Genomic DNA, 19954 nt, shown 5'->3' with positions numbered 1-19954 from the left:
AACAGCACTGTGACCGATCTGCGTTTGCGCATGTTCCTGCGCCTGAAGTGGTACGTTGCTATCGCTATACTGTCGGTAGTCGACTCCGCCGGCGCCCAAGCCTCTCCCAAACGGGCCCTGGCCAGCAGGCTCGCCTCCACGCCCGCTCCCCGAATCGACGGTCGACTGAACGATCCGGCCTGGGCTGGACTGACGCCGATCGAGGATTTCGAACAGCAGCGGCCGATCGAAGGCGCGGCCCCTTCGGAGCGCACTCAGGTGTTCATTCGGTACGATGACGACGCGCTGTACGTCGGGGCGCGCATGTTTCGTCAACGGCCTGATCACATAGCGCGATCGGTGACCCGTCGGGATGGACAGGGCAACGCCGAACGCTTGCAGGTGACGTTTGACACCCATCGCGATCGGCGGACCGCATATGCGTTCGAAGTGTCCGCCGCCGGTGTCCGCAATGATTTCCACCACTCGCAAGACGACGAAAATCGCGGTCGCGAAAGCCAGTATGATCCCGTCTGGTCGGCGAATGCGGTGGTCGACTCGCTCGGATGGACCGCCGAGATGCGCATTCCCTTCTCGCAAGTGCGATTCCCCACGACCGAGGTGCAGGAGTGGGGCTTCCAGATGGACCGCTGGATGCCGGACAAGAACGAAGATCTCCAATGGATCGTGATTCCGAGTCGCGAGAACGGGTACATCTCGCGTTTCGGGACATTGTCAGGCATTTCGGGCGTGAAATCATCGCGGCCGACGGAGTTTTTGCCGTACATGGCGGCCGATGCGACCAAGTCGGCGGTGTCCAATGCGCTCAATCCGTTCCGCAATCCGACCAAGGCGCGGGCTGGCCTTGATGCGAAGTTCGGCATCGGCTCGAATCTCACAGTTGATGCGACGGTGAATCCGGATTTCGGCCAAGTCGAGGCCGATCCCGCCGAGGTGAATCTGTCGGCTTTCGAGACCATCGTGGAAGAGCGTCGCACCTTCTTCACCGAAGGCGCACAATTGCTGCGCGTCGAGGGACCCAACTACTTCTATTCGCGTCGCATCGGCTCGGCCCCGCATCTCTCGGCGTCCGGTGACTTCACCGATCAGCCGCACGCCAGCACGATTCTCGGCGCCGCCAAGGTGACCGGACGGACGAGGTCGCGTCTGTCCGTTGGCGCTCTGGCCGCCGTCACCGGCCGCACCGAAGCGCGCGTATTCGATCTTGACAGCCTTTCCACGAATCGCGTGTCGGTCGAACCGCAAGCGGAGTACGCCGTGGTGCGCCTGCAGCAAGAGATCGGGACGCAAGCGTCAACCATTGGTGGAAGCTTTACGTCGATGCGTCGCAACATGAGTGACCTGCCGCAACTCGCCTCCGTGCTCTCACGCGACGCCATGGCCGGTGGCATCGACTGGCGCATCCGGATGCAGCAAGGCCGCTATGCCGTCAGCGGTTGGGCGGGGTACAGCTACGTCGCCGGTGACTCATTGGCGATGGCGCGCGTGCAGCGCTCAAGCGCGCACTTCTTCCAGCGACCGGATGGCGGATACCTGGGCTACAATTCCGCGCTGCGTTCACTCAAGGGCTACACGGCCAGCATTCGTGCCGACAAGGATGCAGGGCGGCACATCCTGTGGGGCGCGCAGGTCATGACCGAATCGCCCGGCTATGAAGTGAACGATGTAGGTCGCGTGCAGTCGTCGGACGACATCGAGTACAACGCCGATATACAAGTGCGAGAGACTCAGCCCGGACCGTACTTCCAGAACTGGCGGCTCGGATTTGCCACGAAGGGGGCCTACAACTACGGCGGCAATCACACCAATAGTGAGCTGACGCAGAACACGTCGTTGACCTTCAGGAACCTGTGGTCGCTCAACGTGAACTCGAAAGTCGACTTGCCCACGCTGGACGACGCGCTTACCCGCGGTGGGCCGCTGATGTCGACCGCGCTCTCGGCGGGGCAGGAGGTGCGCATCAACAGTCCGTTCGGTGGCCGTACGTTTTACCGCGCCAGCGCGAACTGGAACACCGACGTCATGGGCGGACATCGGCTGACACTCGGCGGTAGTGTCACCGTGCGTCCGGCGCCGCGGTGGCAGGCCACGCTTGAACCGAGCTACACCACCAGCACTGACGCGCGGCAGTACGTGACCAGCGTGGAGAACGCGGCGTCGACCGAAACTTATGGGCGCCGCTATCTCTTTGCCTATGTAGATCGGGTGACGGCGTCCATGAAGACGCGCCTGAACTACGCATTTTCTCCGTCGCTGACGTTGGAGGGGTATGGCGAGCCGTTCGTGGCCAGTGGCCACTACTACGGCATCGGTGAGTTGCGGGCGCCTCGCACACATGCGCTGAAAACGTATGGCACCGAAGGGTCCAGCATTACCCGCGCTGACGACGGGTCGTATGCAATCGCCGATCAGGGCGCACCCTTCACGCTGTCGAATCGCGATTTCAACGTGCTGTCGTTCCGATCAAACGTCGTGCTGCGGTGGGAATGGAACGCCGGCAGCACACTGTTTCTCGTGTGGCAGCAGAATCGGCGCGCGTCCGAGGCGCTTGGCGAGCCAGCGCGATTCGTCGACCTGCGCAACACCACACGTGCCGGTGGCGACAACTATCTCGCCATGAAGCTCAGCTACTGGTTCCCGGTGGGCGGGCACTGAACTGGCGTCACGCCTCGTCTGCCTTGCCCGCACCGTACCGACGCCGCAAACGAGGCGTCTGATACAATAGCGCCGCCGCCAGCGTGAACAGCGCCGTTCCGCCAAGTATGAATACCGACTTGCGGTAGTCCTGCCCTTCCATGACGCGCTCTGTCACAAGGTCATTAAGCACCGCCACCCACTCTACCGCCGCAATGCACAACACCACCTGCATCACGCGCGCCACCCAGCGGCGGCCGATGAACAGCAGCGGCAGCAGCGCGACGAGCAGCGCCGTGAGGGGATAGAGTCCATATCGGGCGAAATGCGCTCCCAGCGTGAGCAGCGCCAGAATGGTTGGCAGCACAAGCAGAAATGTCATACCGGTTCCTCCGGCGCATGCGCGCCGAATAGCAGCGGAAGCAACGAAAGCCAGGCGCCGGCGGCGAGAAGTCCGCCCAGCGCCGCGAGAGTCAGTAGCTGCATCGGACCGAGGCCTGCGGCGCTGGCGTGGGCGCCCAGCCAAGGCCACCCGTAGGCCGCGAGCGCGGCGCACATCGCGCCAGCCCCGCACGCGGCAATGACCGGTCGTCGGACGGCCACGCGTGGCCATGCGAGTGTGGCGGCCAGAATGGGACTGACGGCGAGCAGCAGCATGAGATGCGTGAAGGCAATGGTAATGGGCCGATCGTGCATCAATTGTGAGCCGACACCGGTGGCCGCCATGATTTCGAGTACACCGGCGATGCCAAACGCCGGAATGGCGAGGCGGGTCCATCCCGCCTGGGGGCGGGGCCACGCAAGAATAACCACCAACAGCGTACCGGCGCCGACGATGCCAACGGCGGCTCGGCCAACCCAGACAAGCCCGGGCATCGGAGGTGGTGCAGCGACGTACAGGATGGCCAGCGGCAGCAAGGAAGCCGCGATGGCCCGGCGCGCCCATGCTCCCCACCGGACCTGCCGGGCATTCAGCGTGCCGCTTGCCGCAAGGAGTCCCATTGCCGACAGCCCGGCGAAACCGTTCAGGAAGAGGGCGAGGAACAGCTTGATGCCGAACTCACGCCACCAGCCGTCGCGAATGCCACGCGCGGCAAGCACGCCGGGAATGAGCGTCGCCGTACCTGCCGCCAGCAGGGCCATCCACGCGACGCGCCACCAGGCGCGCTCCGCCGCGGTTGCGAGGTGCAGTGGCCACGCCAGACGAACGAGCGGGATCCACAACAGCACGTGAACGGCAGAGAGCGCAATGGTTGGCGCGGCATAGCCCGTGTACGCGAACGCCACGAGAGCCACGATGGCGAGGACACCCAACGCATGAACGAGCCATCGCCATTGCGTCATTGACCGTGCGGTCCACGTCACTTGCCGGGCGGCTATCGACGCGACGGCCAGCACCACCCAGCCGAAGAAGGCTACATGCGAGTGCGCATGCACGCCAAAAAGCACGTTGATGCCGCCGGCGAGCGATGGCCACGCGATGGCCGCGCGCAGCCACGCGCCACTGAGGAGCGTGGCGCCGAGCGCGACCACGGCCCAACGGCGGGCCAACGCCGACGGATGTAGGGGCGGTGCGGCGATGCGTGCGGTGGACAGGAACACCCAGCGGAACTTGGGCGGTTGCCGGGGCGCGGGCAACCTGCTCGCGGTGCGGAAGGTACTGCGATAACGTACTGCGATGATGACAGGCGTACCCCGATTGACCGCTGAGAACGCGACGCAACTGGCGTCGCAGTGCTACGGTGTTCGCGGCACTCTTCGCGAACTGACCAGCGAACGCGACCAGAACTTCCTGCTGGAACGCGATGACGGCAAGCGCTTCGTGCTGAAAATCGCCAATGCGAATGAGCAGCGCGCCGTGCTGGAAGCGGAGAACGCCGTGATGCATCACGTCGCGGCGACGGACCTCTGCCCGCGTGTTGTCCGCACGAGTGACGACCAGGAGATCGCGCAGTCCGGCCCATACCGCCTTCGCCTGATCACGTGTCTCGCCGGCAGGACGCTGGGCAACACACCGTTGCACACCGACGCCTTGCGGCGTGATATCGGACGAGCCCTCGGGCGGCTGGATGCCGCGTTGGCTGACCTTCATCTGCCTGCCTTCGACCGCCGATTTCACTGGGATCTGGCGCACGCACTGGATGTCATCGATGCCAACCTGGAGCGCGTGGTCGACGAGTCGCTGCGTGCGCACGTCGCGCAAATGGCGAACTATCATCGCGTCACCGTTCTGCCCCTGCTCCCGACGTTTCGACGCAGCCTGATTCACGGCGACCCCAACGACTACAACCTGCTGGTTGATTCGACGCGACAAACGGTCACCGGTATCATCGATTTCGGCGACATGGTGGTGAGTCACAGCGTGAACGACGTGGCCATCGCCATGGCCTACGTGGCGCTCAGCGCCGACGATCCACTGGCCGCTGCGTCGGCGGTCGCGGCGGGTTATCACGCCGAGTATCCACTCACGGACGATGAGATTGCGGCACTGTACAGCCTGATGTGCATGCGTCTGTGCACCAGCGTCTGCGTGGCGGCCACCCAGCAGGCGGCGCGCCCGGGTGTCGAGTACCTCGGCATCAGCCAGGGGCCCATCGGCATCACGCTGCCACGGCTGGCGGCCATTCATCCGCGGTTTGCGCACTACACGCTGCGGGCAGCCTGTGGCCTCTCGCCTGTGCCCCACGCATCACGCGTGGTGGGATGGCTGCAGGCACACGCCGGCGAATTCGCGCATCTCACGGGGCATGACCTGCGAACGTCGCCTGTCGCGCCAGTCGATTTGAGTGTTGGTGGCACGTTGTTGTCCAGCAACGCAGCCGACAATACGCCGGGCGAGGTGGACCGTCGTGTGCGGCAAGTGCTCGCCGAGCACGGCGCGATCGTCGGTGCGGGCGGCTACGATGAGGCGCGCGTGATGTACGAGTGGACCGGCGAGCCTGCGTCGAACGAACGGCGCACGATTCACATGGGTCTCGATCTCTCGCTCGCGGTCGGCGCACCGTTGTACGCGCCGCTCGACGGGGTCGTGCATGGCTTCGAATTCGCCAACCGGCATCATGACTACGGACCGGTCATCGTGCTGCGGCATCGAACCACCGGACCTGACGCGGTGGACTTCTTCACGTTGTACGGGCACCTGACGCCCGACTCGCTGGACGGCCTGCAGGTGGGTCAGGTCCTTCCCAAGGGCACCGAGTTCGCGCGCATCGGCAGCGCGCCAACCAACGGCGACTGGTGGCAGCATGTGCACGTGCAGCTCATCACCGACATGCTGGACGTGCCGTGCAATGTCGACGGGGCGGTGAAGGCCAGTCAGCGAGTGGTCTGGCGCAGTCTCTGTCCAGACCCCAACCTGCTGCTGGGCATACCGGACAGCCGGCTGCCGCATCACCAGTCCGTCGCGGCCATCGCGGCGTCTCGTCGCGCCCACATCGGCGCCAATCTCAGCATTTCGTACGGCGCCGCGCCGCTCAATATCGTGCGCGGGTGGAAGCAGTATCTGTTCGATGAAGTGGGACGCCGCTACATCGACGGCTACAACAACGTCGCTCATGTCGGCCATGCGCACCCGCGCGTGGTGCGGGCCGTCAGCGAACAGCTGGCGGTGCTCAATACCAACACGCGCTATCTGCAGGAACAGTTGGTCGAGTATGCCGATGCGTTGACCGCCTTGCTGCCCGATCCGCTCACGGTGTGCTACTTCACGGCATCGGGCAGCGAAGCCAACGAACTGGCGTTGCGGCTCGCGCGGGCGCACACGGGGCAGCGTGATCTGATTGTGATGGACTCCGCCTATCACGGGCACACCACCACGCTCATCGACATCAGCCCGTACAAACACGCCGGTCCGGGCGGCAAGGGCGCGCCTGACTGGGTACAGACGTCACCGATTCCCGATGTGTACCGCAATCGCGAGGTGGTGGGTGCTCCGGGGCCGTGGTTTGCGGCACAGGTGGGCGCGGCCATTGAGCGCGTGGCACAACGCGGTCGCGGACTGTGCGGCTATATCGCGGAAAGCTGTCCAAGCGTTGGCGGCCAGATCATGCTGCCTGACGGATTTCTGGCCGATGTCTACGCGCGCGTTCGCGCCGTTGGCGGTGTGTGCATCGCCGACGAAGTGCAGACCGGATTCGGACGCATTGGTACGCATTTCTGGGCTTTCGAGGCGCAGGGTGTCATTCCGGACATTGTGGTGCTTGGCAAGCCAATCGCCAATGGATTCCCCATGGGGGCGGTGATCACCACGCGCGCCATTGCCGATCGGTTTGACAATGGCATGGAATTCTTCAGCACGTTCGGTGGCAGCACGGCGGCCTGCGTCGCCGGGCGCGCCACGTTGCAGGTCACGCTCGACGAGCGCCTTCAGGCGCAGGCGCTGACCGTCGGCAACCGCTTGCTGGAGGGGCTGCGATCAACGGCAGGCGAGTGCGAACTGATTGGCGATGTGCGCGGATCAGGGTTGTTTCTGGGAGTCGAACTGGTGCGCGATCGCGAGACGCGGGCGCCGGCGGCGAGCGAGGCGAGCTGGGTGGTGAACCGGATGCGGGCGCTTGGGGTACTGGTGGGTACTGACGGGCCGCACCACAACGTGATCAAGATGCGAGGTCCGATGTCGCTGGAGTTGTCGGATGCCGATCGCGTGGCGGAGACGCTCGGTCAGGCACTGCGGGAGATGACGTGAGCGGGATGGCGGCGCGGTTCGCGGCCGCCATCGTCGTATTGGCTGCGGGCGATACCGCGCCGCGGGGGCCGGTGGCATGCGGCCCGTTGGTGCGAATGAGCACCATACCGGCGCGCCCGAAACGGGGAACGCTGTTCGTCGTGCGGGTGACGGGTGCCGCGGCGGCCACTGAGCTTTCGGGGCGCGTCGCTGGCGAAGCGCTGCACTTCTCACGTGATACGGCCGGACGGCGTGTGTCGTTCGCACCGGCACCAATCGATTCGGCATCACTGGAAGTGGTCGTCGAGTGTGTGACAGACGTCACGCGCGACACGCTCCGCGTGCGGCTGGCTCTGGCACGCGGTGCGTATGCGATCGAGCATCTGCGCGTCGCGCCGAGATTCTCCGCGCCGCCCGATTCCGCGATCATCGCGCGACAACAGCGTGAGTCGGCACGCGCGGCTGACGTGTCCAGGCTGGCACACGACACGCCGCGCCTCTGGTCGCGCCCGTTCAGTCCGCCGCGCGCCAGCCGCATCACGAGTCGCTTTGGCGGCGGTCGTGAATTCAATGGCACGGTTACCTCGCGCCATATGGGCACCGACTTCGCCGGGACCATGGGCGCGCCGATCCATGCCGCCAACCGCGGCGTGGTCCGCCTGGTGGACGACTTCTACCTTGGTGGCAAAGTGGTGTATGTCGACCACGGCGCGGGCATGGTCACCGCCTACCTGCACATGAGTGCGCAACGCGTCGCGCCCGGTGACACGGTCGAGCGTGGGACCGTGCTGGGACTGGTGGGGGCGACCGGCCGCGTGACCGGACCACACCTGCACTTCATCGCCCGCTACGGCGCCGTGACGGTCGACCCGCAGTCGCTGCTCGACAGCGCTTTTGGTGGCGGGTACGTTCCCTTACAGTGAAACGCCTCGACGTCTCCCCCCGTGCCCATCGATCCGCCTCCCGAGTGCTCGGGCGCGCGGGGCGATTTGTGCTGGCGCTGGTGGCGGTAGCTCAACTGTTCGGGGTGATTGCCGGACCGCTGGATCACTGGCGAACGAGCGCCCGCATGGGTCCCCATGTGGAGCCAGCCGGAAGCTCGCAAAGCCACTACGCGCACGACGAAGCCACCTGCGCATCGTGCGCCATCAGCCACATGACGGCTCCCTCAATCCGTCACGCGGTCGATCCGGCGGTGTTGTTGAGCGCGTCACATGCGATGCGTCGAGTGGCGGAGGTCCCGCCCTATCGCGAACCCCGAACGCAGGCGGCGCCCCGAGCGCCCCCAGCGCCCGGTCGCGTCGGCTAGCGTCTGTTCGCGCGTCGTCTGACGCGCTGTGTTCCAGACTCTCGCCCCAGGTTCGACTCGATCGACGAATTCTGCGCGCACGTGAACGCGCCCTCGTCGATGAGGTGCACCTTCATGAGACTTCAGGCATGGATACGCCTTTTCGAATGGTCCGGGCAACAGCCGCCGCGGCCATCACGTTGGCGGGATGGTCTGCTCCCATCGCTGCCCAACAAGTGCCGGACAGTTCAGTACGACGCACGCAACGGACGCTCGACTCGTTGGCGACCGCGATGCAGGCACTGCAGGCCCGCATGGACAGCCTGACACGCGCCGGTGCGCAGGCTGCGCCGCCGCCGACCACGGCGCCACAGGCCCGCGCCAGCGGGAGCTACATGAACATGAGTTTCGACGGGCTCGGCGACATGGGGTGGTCGTCACTGCGCAACGTGCGATCCATTGAACGCGGGGATCACGATCCCAAGGTGCGCGGCTTCTCCATTCCCAACGCCGAGATCGCGCTGGACGGTGTCATCGATCCGTACTTCAAGGGGTTCAGCAACATCGTCCTCAAGCTTGATGAGAACGGCGAGACCGGTATCGAACTGGAGGAGATGTATTTCGTGACCACGTCGCTGCCGCACAACCTGCAGATCAAGGCAGGCCAGTTCTTCACCGAGTTCGGCCGACAGAATCCGCAGCATCCACACGCCTGGTCATTCGTTGATCAGCCGCTGGTGCTGAATCGCATGTTCGGCGCGGAAGGATTGCGCAGCCAGGGCGCGCGTCTGTCATGGTTGGCGCCCACGCCGTTCTATGCCGAGGCCATGCTGACGGTGGCGAATAGTGCCGGCGGGACGACGCACAGCTTTCGGTCCGAGGCGTCGTCGGAGATTCACGGCGGGGTACCCATCGATCGGGGCGTGGATGGCATGCGGGACCTGTTGATCGCGCCGCGACTCGCTGCGTCGTTCGATCCCACGGAAACGCAAACTGTTCTGGTGGGCGTATCGGGGGCACTGGGTCCGAACAACTCCGGTCCGCGCGCCAATACGCGGATTGCCGGCGCCGATGTGTACTGGAAGTGGAAATCGGCCAGGGCGTCGCAGGGATTTCCGTTTGTGTCGCTGCAGACGGAAGCACTGGTTCGCACCTACGATGCGGCGCTGCGCACATCGGTCGACGACCCCGGCACGGCGTTGCCGGGCAAAACGCTTCGCGACAAGGGCGTGTACGCACAGCTGCTGTGGGGTATCAAACCGCTCCTGGTGGTCGGACTGCGCGGGGATGTCGCCAGCGGTGACGAAGACGCCTTCGCACCGCCCCTGCGCGTCGACAAGTACCGCGTGTCGCCCAACGTCACCTGGTATCCCAGCGAATACTCGAAGTTGCGCCTGCAATACAACTACGGAAAACGGCCGGGACTCGGCGTCGATCACTCCGTCTGGGTCCAGTACGAGTTCCTCCTTGGCGCGCATTCCGCACACAAATTCTAGAGGCGACTCCCGTCATGAAGATCATATCGTTCCTGCATCTGTCGGTCCTTGCACCGATTGCCGCGTGGAGCCTAGCCACATCGGCAAGCCGCGTGCCGCCTCCAGCCGCCGTTATTCACGTGGTCGCTACTACGCCCGATCTGGCAGCGCTCGCACGCGAGATTGGCGGTGATGCGGTGGAAGTGAAGGCACTGGCGAAAGCCACGGAAGATCCCCACTTCGTGGATGCGAAGCCCAGCCACATTGTCACGCTCAACCGCGCGGACGTGCTCATTGAAGGTGGGGCGGATCTCGAGATTGGCTGGCTGCCACCGCTGCTGGAGAGCGCCCGCAACGATCGCATCGCCACCGGCGCCCCGGGGCGCATCGTGGCGTCACAGGGCATTCGCATGCTGGACGTGCCGTCCACGCTGGACCGCGCGCGTGGTGACGTGCACGCCCTGGGCAATCCCCACTTTCTCATCGATCCGATCAACGTCCGGACGATCGCGGCAACCATCGCCGAGCATTTCGCCCTGGTGAATCCGAAGTCGGCGGACCTGTTTCGGGCCAACCTGAAGAAGTTCGACGCCACACTGGATGTGCATCTGGCTACGTGGCTCAAGCAGATGGCGCCGTTCAAAGGCGCGAAGATCGTGACCTATCACAAGGACTTCGTATACCTGGCGGAGCGATTCAATCTCGAGGTCGTGGAAACGCTGGAGGCCAAGCCCGGGATTGCGCCCTCGCCGGCGCATCTGGCGCAGGTGATCAGCACGATGAAGGCGCAGAATGCGCGGGTGATTCTGGTGCAACCGTACCAGAATCGAAAGACGGCCGAGACCGTGGCGCGTCAGACCGACGCGACCGTGCTGGATATGGCGCAGCAGCCCGGGGCCATCGACGGGACCGGCACGTATTTTCAGTTGATGGACTATATCGTGACCTTGTTGTCCACCGCGTTGCAGGAGAAGAAATGATTCCAGTCGATCTCCAGGTGGTCTGGCAGGTGATGAAGTGGCCCTTGGCCGCGTGCCTGCTGTTGCCGCCACTGTTGGTCTATCTGGGGCTGCATGTGGTGAAGCGCGAAGTGATCTTTGTCGACTTGGCACTGGCCCAGGTGGCGACCCTCGGCACCTGTGTGGCGCTGCTCATGGGCTACGACTTCCACGACCGCATTTCGTTCTGGATTTCCCTGGGTGTCACGTTCGGGGCGGCGGCGCTGTTCAGCTGGTCGCGCAGCAGTCAGAAGCGTCCCGTGCCGCAGGAGGCCATCATCGGCATCACCTTCGTGGTGGCCGCCGCCGGCGTCATCCTGATGTTGAGTCGCGTGGCGGGTGGCAAGGAAGAACTCGAGCACTTGCTGACGGGCGATATCCTGAACGTGACGGCACTGGAGGTGATGCAGCGCGCCGGGGTCTTCGTGCTGCTCGCGCTGTTCTTTGCGACGTTCCACAAACGGTTCGCCCTGATCTCGTCCAACCCGGATGAGGCCTTTGCCGGGGGCATGCGGGTGCGCCTGTGGGATTTCCTGTTCTATGCGGCGTTTGCGATCGTGGTGGTCAGCTTTGTCCGGGTGGCGGGCGTGTTGCTCACGTTTGCCTATCTCATCGTGCCGGCCGTGTGTGCCGTCATGCTGGCCCAGCGGTGGATGAGTCGCCTCACGGTGGGCTGGGTCATCGCGGCCGCTGCCAGTCTGCTGGGGCTCACGGCCTCGTATCAGATGGACTTGCCAACCGGGGCGGCCATCGTGTGCGCGTCGGGGTTGCTGTTGATTCTGGTGAGTATGTATGCGTCGCTCCGGAAGGCGTAGCGGCTGTTTGACGAACCGCCGACAAACGCTGACACGCAGCGGAATCGCGATTTCCTTGGCCGCCGCACTTGCCTGCCGCGGTCCCGAACCTGTCGCGATTGTTGAAGTGCGCGACGCCTGGGCGCGACCGGCCGATTCGGCCGCGACCACGGCGGCCTATCTGGTGATTGTGAACCGCGACACGGCGGCCATTGCACTCTCCGCCGTGACCTCGCCCGTGTCGGCCTCGGTCTCGCTGCATGAATCCATGGTGATGAGCGGCATGGTGCACATGTCGCCGCTGATGGCGCCGCAGGCCATTCCGCCGGGCGATTCCCTCGTCCTCAAGCCTGGCGCGAAACATCTGATGATCTCTTCACTCAGACGGCCGCTTGCGGTCGCCGATTCAGTTCTGCTGGAGTTGATATTGACCGATGGTCGCGTGCTGCACGTGACTGCGTTCGTGCGTACGCCGTAACCAAAGGCTCGCGGTGCGCGGCGAACTTCGCGATCTTGACTGTCCGCTCGTTGACTCCGACCTGTCAGGACCGTGCGTGTGACCCCAGACGATACCGCGTTGATCTCCAATCCGCCTGCACCCGAAGCGTCGTTCCGCGAGCAGCTCTGCGCCGCGACGGAGCTGCTGCAGCGCATCGGTGCCGATCGCGCACTCCTCGTGCCGCTCCCGCCCACGGAACGCCAGGCGTTCCTTGACGCGGTCGCGCTGGTCTTTCATCCCGATGCCAAAGCCCGGCGCGCAATGGTCAAGGCCACCGTGCGCGAGCGCAAGGCGGCGGCGGCCGCGCGTGATGATGGGGTGCTGCATGAAACGGGAATCCGGTCGCTCAGGCGGCAGCCGGTGTTCACCACGCCCAATGTCTATCCACCCGACCACTTCACACCGCAGGACATCGACACCGATCTGGAAGTCCGCGAAGCCGTCGTGCCGCAGCACTGCTACATCTGCAAGCAGAAGTTCACCACCATCCACCACTTCTACGACCAGATGTGCGGCCCGTGCGCGGAGTACAATTTCGCCAAACGCACAGAACTCGCCGACCTCACCGGTCGAACCGCCCTGCTCACCGGCGGCCGCGTGAAGATTGGGTATCAGGCGGGCCTCAAGCTGCTGCGCTGCGGCGCACGACTGATTGTCACCACGCGTTTCCCGCGCGATTCGGCGGCTCGTTACGCCGCGGAACCGGATTTTGCGCAATGGAGCGATCGGCTCGAGCTGTTCGGGCTGGACCTGCGACATACGCCAAGCGTGGAAGCGTTCTGTCGCGAGCTGCTCAACACGCATGACCGCCTGGATTTCATCATCAACAATGCCTGCCAGACGGTGCGCCGCCCGCCCGATTTCTACGCGCACATGATGGAAGGCGAAATGGCACCGCTGCAGTCGCTGCCCGCGGAGCAACGCAAGGTCCTGGGCACGTACGAGGGGCTCCGCGGCTATCATATGCTGCCCGAAGCCCAGTCGAATGCGGGCGTATCCACCACGCGTGAGCCGCACGCCCTCGACGCGATTGGCCTCACGCAGGCGGCGGCGCTGTCGCAGGTGAAATTGCTCCCGGAGGAACTGCTCGCCCAGCAGGGACTCTTTCCCCAAGGACAACTCGATCAGGATTTGCAGCAGGTGGATCTCCGCGACCGCAACTCCTGGCGACTGCTGATGGCCGAGGTGCCCAGCGTGGAGTTACTGGAAGTGCAACTCGTGAATGCCATTGCGCCGTTCATCATCAATGCGCGACTCAAGCCGCTCATGATGCGCACCGCCAACCGCGACAAGCACATCGTCAACGTGTCGGCCGTGGAAGGACAGTTCTACCGCAACAACAAGACCACCCGTCATCCGCACACGAACATGGCCAAGGCGGCGCTCAACATGATGACCCGCACGTCCGCCACGGACTATCAGCAGGACGGGATTCACATGAACAGCGTCGACACGGGGTGGGTGACCGACGAGGACACGGTGGAACTGGCGGCGCGAAAGGTTGCGGATCATCGATTCCATCCGCCGCTCGATATCGTGGACGGCGCCGCCCGCATTGTCGATCCGATCATTGCAGGCATCAACAGCGGCGTGCATCAGTGGGGCGTGTTCCTCAAGGACTATCGGCCGACGGACTGGTAATTCGGCGAGTTCTGCGCGGCGCGATGAATCGAAAGATTGAACCGCGAAGTTCGCGAAGTTCGCGAAGAACCAAACTGAGTCAAAGTCAGTACTTGGCGTACTTCGCGAACTTCGCGGTTCAAAACACGGCCACCCGCAGATCCTACGCTTTGGCAGCCCGCGGCGAGTACTTCTCCAGATCCCGACCCAGCAACAACGTCGCCAACACCATCGTCGCGCTGATCAGAAACGGACTGGCCTTGCCGATGTTGTCAAAGGCCAATCCGAACAGCACCGGAAACGCCACGCGCGTGATGCCGCCAAACGTCTGCTGCACGCCCATGTACAACCCGCGCTCGGCGCTGCTCACCACGCGTGACAGCATCGCGGTGACGCACGGGAAGGTGAAGGCCGTGCCCAGTGGCAACAGGCCGACGGCCAGCGCCAGCGTCACGTAATTCGTGGAGAACGCGATGCCCACCAGCCCGGCGCCGAGAAACATGATGCCCCATCGACTGAGCTTGGGCTCCCCCGCCCAGTTCACGAAACGTCCCAGCATGACCGCGCGCACGAAGACGCTCAACACGCCGATGTAGAAGAAGAAGTAGCCGATGGTGTCCGCGGTGACGCCGAACTGGAACGAAAGGAACAGCGCCAGGATGGACGTCGTGCCTTGGAACGCGCCAATGGCGATCGCGTAAATGAGAATCAGCCGTGATGCCGGTTCGTCCGGATGGCTGATCACGCGCATCACGGCCTCCCGACTGCCTTTGCGCACCGTCTTCGTGCCGTCGGCATTGAGGCCAGGCGCCCCTGACGGCTTTCGCGCCTCGGTGAGATAGCGCGAGGCAAAGACCATGTTGATCACACACAATCCCGCCGCCACGAGACCCGGCGTATGCGTGCTCCAGTGCTGCACCCAGCTGCCAATGACCGGCCCAATCGCCACGCCGGCGTTGGTGGCCGCGCTCAACCAGCCCAGCGACTTGGCGCGATCTTCCGGCTTGGTGGCGTCGGCGACATAGGCCTGAATCACACTCACCGTACCGCCACCGGCACCCTGCACAATGCGTGACAGGAACAACAACCACAAACTGTCGGCGTAGGCGAACACCACATAGGCAATGGCGCTGGCGCCGAGTCCCACCATCAGGGCCGGACGCCGTCCATAGCGATCGGAGAACCGACCCCAAATGGGTGCGCTGATGAGCTGCGCAACACTGAACGCGCTGACCAACAGTCCCACAATCAGGCCGCCCGCGCCAAGACTCTTGGCGTAAAACGGCAGCAGCGGCAAAATCATCAACAGGCCGAGCATGTCGATGAACGCCGTCACCATCAGCACGACCAGCTTGCCGAACGCGCTCTTCTCCGGCTCCTGCGTCGGGTGTTCGCCGGTTCGTGTCACCAGGGATTCGCTCACTCGGTCTTTCCCAGCGCCGCTGGCGCAACACTGCGCCCCACCACACCGGCCAGTGCGATGATGGTCAGCACATAGGGAATCATCTCGACGAACTGACTGGGCACGAGTTGCGCGCCCTGCAACTGGATCTGCAAGGTTTCTGCACCGGCAAAGAGAAGGCACGCCACCGCGACGCGCATGGGTTCCCACCGTCCAAAAATCACGGCGGCAAGCGCAATGAAGCCACGGCCGGCGGTCATGCCATCGGTGAACTGATGTTGATCGAGTGCGAGATACGCACCGCCCAGCGAGGCGAGCGCGCCCGACAGCAGCAATCCCTTGAGGCGTAGCGGGCCGACCGCGATGCCCAACGTGGTGGCCGCCTCGGGTTTCTCTCCCACGGCGCGCGCGCGCAAACCGAACGGCGTCTGGTACAACAGCCAACCAAGCCCGGGCAGCGCAAACAGCCCAATCCACACCACCGGGTTGGCGAAGCTGGCCAGCATGGCGTTGGCCGCGCCTTCACCACCGAATCCAGGCACGCGCGGCGAGTTGCTGGCGCTATCGAACACCAGTCGCAAAAAGAATCGCGTGACCGCCACCACCAGCAGGTTGATCGCCACACCCACAACCACCTGATTGGCCTTGAAGCGCAGGGTGGCCACGGCCAACACGCTGGTCATCACGAGTCCGGCCACCAGCGCACCCAACAACCCCATCCATGCACTGCCGCCGTAGTAGCTGCCCATGGCGGCACCGAAGGCACCCGACAGCATCAGTCCTTCAAGACCCAAGGCAATGACACCCACGCGCTCGGACATCACGCCGCCGGCCGCTGCCAGCAGGTACGGAATGGAAATGCGGATGGTCTGCAGCAGAAACGCGATGGCGTTCATGCGTCACGCTCCGCGCTCGGCGTCGCGGCCGAACGATTGAGCGCGGCCAACGCACTGGCCGCCGCAGCGCGCATCTGTCGTTGCACTTCCGGCACCGCAGTCGCGACGGCCAAAATCACGACCGCGGTGAGAATATCGGTGAGTTGCTTGGGCACCAGCGCATTCACCGCCAGTCCACCCTGCGACAGCGTGGCAAACAGCAGGGCGGCCAGCAGAATGCCCAACGGATGATTGCGCCCCACCAACGCCACGGCGATACCAAGGAAGCCCGCGCCGCCGGCAAAGCCTTCCTCGTAGTAGCCCTTGTAACCCAGCACGAAGTTCACGCCACCCATGCCCGCGAGTGCGCCCGACAAACACATCGACGTCCACAGCACCCGTTTCACATTCACGCCGCCGTATTCGGCGGCATCGGGCTGCAGGCCCACGGCGCGCAGTTCGTACCCCCCGCGCGTGCGGAACAACCACCACCAACTCGACAGCGCCACGGCGATGGCGATCAGCAGCGTCCAGTTGGCCGCACTGCCGTGGAAGGCGTCGAACATGTCGGCCAGTCGCGGCACCCTGCCGGTATTGATGGGCGGCGTATGCAGCGTTTCGGTGACATGAATCTTTGCGGACACCAGCCAGTTGAGCAGGGCAAGCACCACGAAGTTGAGCATGATGGTGACAATCACTTCGCTGGCGCCAAAACGCGCACGCAGTACACCAGGTACGGCGGCCACAGCGGCGCCACCGAACGCCGCCGCGATCAGGCACAACAGCATACCGATCACGGCCGGTACGCCCGCTGGCAGCAGCAACCCCATGATGCCCGCGGCGAAACCGCCCATCGCCAACTGGGATTCGGCACCGACGTTGAACAGTCCCGCGCGCCCCGCCATGGCGAACGCCAGACCGGCAAAGGTCAGCGTCGTGGCCTTGTACAACACCTGTCCAATGCCGTACGCGTTGCCCCACGTGCCTTCCACCAGCAGGCGATACTCGGTGGCCGGTGCTTCGCCAAACGACAATATGAGCAGATCGCCAACAACAGCGGCGATGCCCAGTGCCACGACTATCGGCAGCACGTTCTCAAGGAGCGCGGCGCGGTCCATCTTCATGCCGCCGCTCCCGTCATGAATGGCCCGAGCTTCTCGGTCGTGGCATCACTGCCCGCCATCACGGTTACAAACCGACCACCGTACATCACGGCGATGCGATCGGATAGCGCCATCACCTCGGGCAAGTCGGCGCTCACCAGCAAAATCGCCTTGCCTTCCGCCCGCGCCTTTCGCAGCTGGTCATGAATGAACTCGATAGCCCCCACGTCCACACCGCGCGTGGGCTGTGCCGCCAACAACACGGTAAACGCGCGCCCCATCTCGCGGGCAATCACCACCTTCTGCTGGTTGCCACCCGACAGCGCGCGCGCCGGCAGCGTGGTTACCGCCGGACGAATATCGAACGCCTGCACCTGCTGCGCCGCATGCGAGGCAATGCGGGCCGCATCGAGACCGCGCGCCGACGCGAAGTGGTGCTGACGGCCAAGGATCAGGTTGTCGGCGATGGAATACTCGAGAATGAGTCCGCGACGATGACGGTCTTCCGGAATGTGCGACAGCCCGGCATCCGCGCGATCGCGCACCGTCAGCGCCGTGATATCCTGGCTGCCCAGCAGAATCGATCCGGACATCGGAGCGCGCAGCCCGGCAATCGCTTCCAGCAATTCGGTTTGCCCGTTGCCTTCCACACCGGCGATGCCGAAAATCTCTCCGGGCGCTATGTCAAACGACAGGTTGTTCACTGCCGTCATGCCGCGGTCGGACTTCACCGTGAGGCCCGATACGCGGAGCACCGCGGCTGCCGTCGACGCCGCGCGTGGTGCCGTCACCGTGTCGAGCGCCAGTGCCACGTCACGACCCACCATCGCTCGCGCAATGTCACGCGGCGTCGTGCCCTGGGTGGCAAAACGCGATACGGTCATCCCGGCGCGCATCACGGTGATGGTGTCGGACACGGCAATCACCTCATCCAGTTTGTGCGTGATGAGCACCACCGTCCCGCCGTCCGCCTTGAGCGTGCGAAGCACGTCCCACAAGTCACGAATTTCTGGCGGCGACAACACGGCCGTCGGCTCATCAAGAATGAGGATGCGGGCGCCACGATACAGCGCCTTGAGGATCTCCACCCGCTGTGCCTCGCCGACACTCAGGTCGGCCACCTTCGCCAACGGATCAACATGCAGGCCGCACTTGACGCACAACGCCTTCACATCGGCGATGGCCCGGGTCATGTCCACGCGCACGCCGTGCGTCGGCTCCATCCCCAGCACCACATTCTCCGCCACCGTCAGCGTGGGGACGAGCATGAAGTGCTGATGCACCATGCCCACGCCGGCGGCAATCGCTTCGTGCGTTGACCATCCGGTCACATCGCGACCATTCACCCGCACCACGCCGGCATCAGGCGCAAACATGCCGGCCAGCACGCGCATCAGCGTGCTCTTGCCGGCGCCGTTCTCGCCCACCAGCGCGTGAATCTCTCCCGTGGCGACATCAAGTGACGCCTGCCGATTGGCCACCACCGGCCCGAACAGTTTGGCCACACCGTCCATGTGCACAGCCGAGTCCCGGGTGCTCATCGTGTACTCGGCACCTTGATGCGGCCGGCGATGATCTCCGCCGTCAGCTGATCGAGTCGCCCGCGCACCGCAGCGGGAATGAGCGCTTTGTTGTTGGCATCGTAGACGTAGCCAACACCCTTTTCGGCGAGCCCGAACTGCTGGATGCCGCCCTTGAAGCGCCCTTCCTTCACCGCTTTCACGGCCTGGAACACCGACTCATCGATGCCTTTCACCATGCTCGTGAGCACGACGCCCGGCGCTTCGCTGTACTGATCGGCGTCGACACCGATGGCCAGCTTACCCGCAGAACGCGCGGCTTCGAACACCCCAAGGCCCGTGGATCCCGAGGCGTGGAAGATCACGTTCACGCCTTGGCTGTACTGGCTGAGCGCCATCTCCTTGCCCTTGCCAGGATTGCGAAATGCTTCCGGCGTCACGCCAGCGTAGGCCACCAGCACCTCGCAGTCGGGACACACGTGCTTCACGCCGGCGCGATAGCCCGCCTCGAACTTGTGAATGAGCGCGATGTCCATGCCGCCAATGAACCCCACCTTCTTGCTCTTGCCCACCAGCGCGGCCAATGCGCCCACCAAAAACGACCCTTCTTCCTCGCGAAACTTGAGCGCCACCAGGTTGTCGGGCATCGGCAGCGGATTGCCCGCGCTGTCGGTGGAAACCGCGTAGTCCACGTCGGCGAAGCGGACGTTGGGATACTCCCGGGCCAGCGTGTTGACATCATCGCTGAAGATGAATCCGACGCCAATGACCAGATCGAGTCCTTCGGCCGCGAGTAATCGCAGCCCCGCTTCGCGGTCGGAGCCCTCACCGGGTTCGATGTACCGCACGCGGGCGCCAAGATCCCGGGCCGCCCGCACGCCACCCAGGTACGCGCCGTCGTTGAACGACTTGTCACCGCGACCACCGACATCGAACACGATGCCGACGTCGAGTCCCACGGTGTTGTCCGCCTTGGTCGCGCCAGAGGGCGTAACCGCCAGCAAGGCGACATGGGCGACGAGGAGCGCCCCGATCAGAAAAAGAGTCCGACGCATGGCCACGAAGGTTCGCCGCCGGACGAGG

16 protein-coding genes are annotated in these 19954 nt (G+C 64.4%); 9 read left to right on the top strand and 7 right to left on the bottom strand.

Going from position 1 to position 19954, the window contains the following annotated elements; translation table 11 throughout:
• The first annotated feature begins 9 nt into the window (after positions 1–9).
• Positions 10–2655 (top strand): carbohydrate binding family 9 domain-containing protein, encoded by a 2646-nt coding sequence (locus IPP90_02035; GenBank protein MBL0169494.1) that lies wholly within the window; start codon positions 10–12, stop codon positions 2653–2655.
• Positions 2656–2662: 7 nt separating this feature from the next.
• Here IPP90_02035 and IPP90_02030 read toward each other — a convergent pair whose 3' ends face one another.
• Both IPP90_02030 and IPP90_02025 read right to left on the bottom strand, forming a co-directional pair.
• Entirely contained in the window at positions 2663–3016 is a 354-nt protein-coding gene (locus IPP90_02030; protein ID MBL0169493.1) for a hypothetical protein, read from the bottom strand.
• The gene (locus IPP90_02025; GenBank protein MBL0169492.1) at positions 3013–4272 is read right to left on the bottom strand and encodes a hypothetical protein; all 1260 of its coding nucleotides are present in this window, start codon (positions 4270–4272) and stop codon (positions 3013–3015) included. The genes IPP90_02030 and IPP90_02025 overlap by 4 nt, the downstream gene beginning before the upstream one ends.
• Positions 4273–4312: 40 nt before the next feature.
• Between IPP90_02025 and IPP90_02020 the strand changes: the two genes are divergently transcribed.
• From IPP90_02020 to IPP90_01985, 8 genes are all read left to right on the top strand, one after another.
• A complete protein-coding gene (locus IPP90_02020) occupies positions 4313–7318 on the top strand; it encodes an aminotransferase class III-fold pyridoxal phosphate-dependent enzyme (GenBank protein ID MBL0169491.1) in 3006 nt (1001 codons plus the stop codon).
• Positions 7315–8220, top strand: coding sequence for a peptidoglycan DD-metalloendopeptidase family protein (locus tag IPP90_02015; GenBank protein MBL0169490.1), 906 nt, complete (start codon positions 7315–7317; stop codon positions 8218–8220). The genes IPP90_02020 and IPP90_02015 overlap by 4 nt, the downstream gene beginning before the upstream one ends.
• A gap of 44 nt (positions 8221–8264) precedes the next feature.
• Positions 8265–8606: a hypothetical protein gene (locus IPP90_02010; protein ID MBL0169489.1), complete on the top strand. Its 342-nt coding sequence runs from the start codon at positions 8265–8267 to the stop codon at positions 8604–8606.
• A gap of 128 nt (positions 8607–8734) precedes the next feature.
• Positions 8735–10081, top strand: coding sequence for a hypothetical protein (locus IPP90_02005; protein MBL0169488.1), 1347 nt, complete (start codon positions 8735–8737; stop codon positions 10079–10081).
• A 14-nt stretch (positions 10082–10095) separates the two neighbouring features.
• Positions 10096–11040, top strand: a complete 945-nt coding sequence (locus IPP90_02000; GenBank protein MBL0169487.1) for a zinc ABC transporter substrate-binding protein — start codon at positions 10096–10098, stop codon at positions 11038–11040.
• Entirely contained in the window at positions 11037–11873 is an 837-nt protein-coding gene (locus IPP90_01995; protein ID MBL0169486.1) for a metal ABC transporter permease, read from the top strand. Before IPP90_02000 ends, IPP90_01995 begins: the two co-directional genes overlap by 4 nt.
• Before the next feature lie 106 nt (positions 11874–11979).
• Complete coding sequence (locus IPP90_01990) at positions 11980–12330, top strand: copper chaperone PCu(A)C (GenBank protein MBL0169485.1); 351 nt, start codon at positions 11980–11982, stop codon at positions 12328–12330.
• Positions 12331–12429: 99 nt separating this feature from the next.
• On the top strand, positions 12430–13992 hold the full coding sequence (locus IPP90_01985; protein MBL0169484.1) for an SDR family oxidoreductase: 1563 nt from the start codon (positions 12430–12432) through the stop codon (positions 13990–13992).
• A 142-nt stretch (positions 13993–14134) separates the two neighbouring features.
• Here IPP90_01985 and IPP90_01980 read toward each other — a convergent pair whose 3' ends face one another.
• From IPP90_01980 to IPP90_01960, 5 genes are read right to left on the bottom strand one after another with little or no spacing between them, the layout of a single operon-like run.
• Complete coding sequence (locus IPP90_01980) at positions 14135–15394, bottom strand: MFS transporter (protein MBL0169483.1); 1260 nt, start codon at positions 15392–15394, stop codon at positions 14135–14137.
• The gene (locus IPP90_01975) at positions 15391–16269 is read right to left on the bottom strand and encodes an ABC transporter permease (GenBank protein ID MBL0169482.1); all 879 of its coding nucleotides are present in this window, start codon (positions 16267–16269) and stop codon (positions 15391–15393) included. Before IPP90_01975 ends, IPP90_01980 begins: the two co-directional genes overlap by 4 nt.
• On the bottom strand, positions 16266–17366 hold the full coding sequence (locus IPP90_01970) for an ABC transporter permease (GenBank protein MBL0169481.1): 1101 nt from the start codon (positions 17364–17366) through the stop codon (positions 16266–16268). Before IPP90_01970 ends, IPP90_01975 begins: the two co-directional genes overlap by 4 nt.
• Positions 17367–17368: 2 nt before the next feature.
• Complete coding sequence (locus IPP90_01965) at positions 17369–18892, bottom strand: ABC transporter ATP-binding protein (protein ID MBL0169480.1); 1524 nt, start codon at positions 18890–18892, stop codon at positions 17369–17371.
• Positions 18889–19926 carry a BMP family ABC transporter substrate-binding protein gene (locus tag IPP90_01960; protein ID MBL0169479.1) on the bottom strand — a complete coding sequence of 346 codons (1038 nt, stop codon included), beginning with the start codon at positions 19924–19926 and terminating at the stop codon, positions 18889–18891. Before IPP90_01960 ends, IPP90_01965 begins: the two co-directional genes overlap by 4 nt.
• Between the last annotated feature and the right edge of the window lie 28 nt (positions 19927–19954).

The sequence above is a fragment of the Gemmatimonadaceae bacterium genome, from assembly GCA_016720905.1.
In the GTDB taxonomy this organism is placed as follows: Bacteria; Gemmatimonadota; Gemmatimonadetes; order Gemmatimonadales; family Gemmatimonadaceae; genus Gemmatimonas.
Note: the sequence above shows the minus strand (reverse complement) of the source record. Positions and strands in the feature narration are given on the sequence as shown.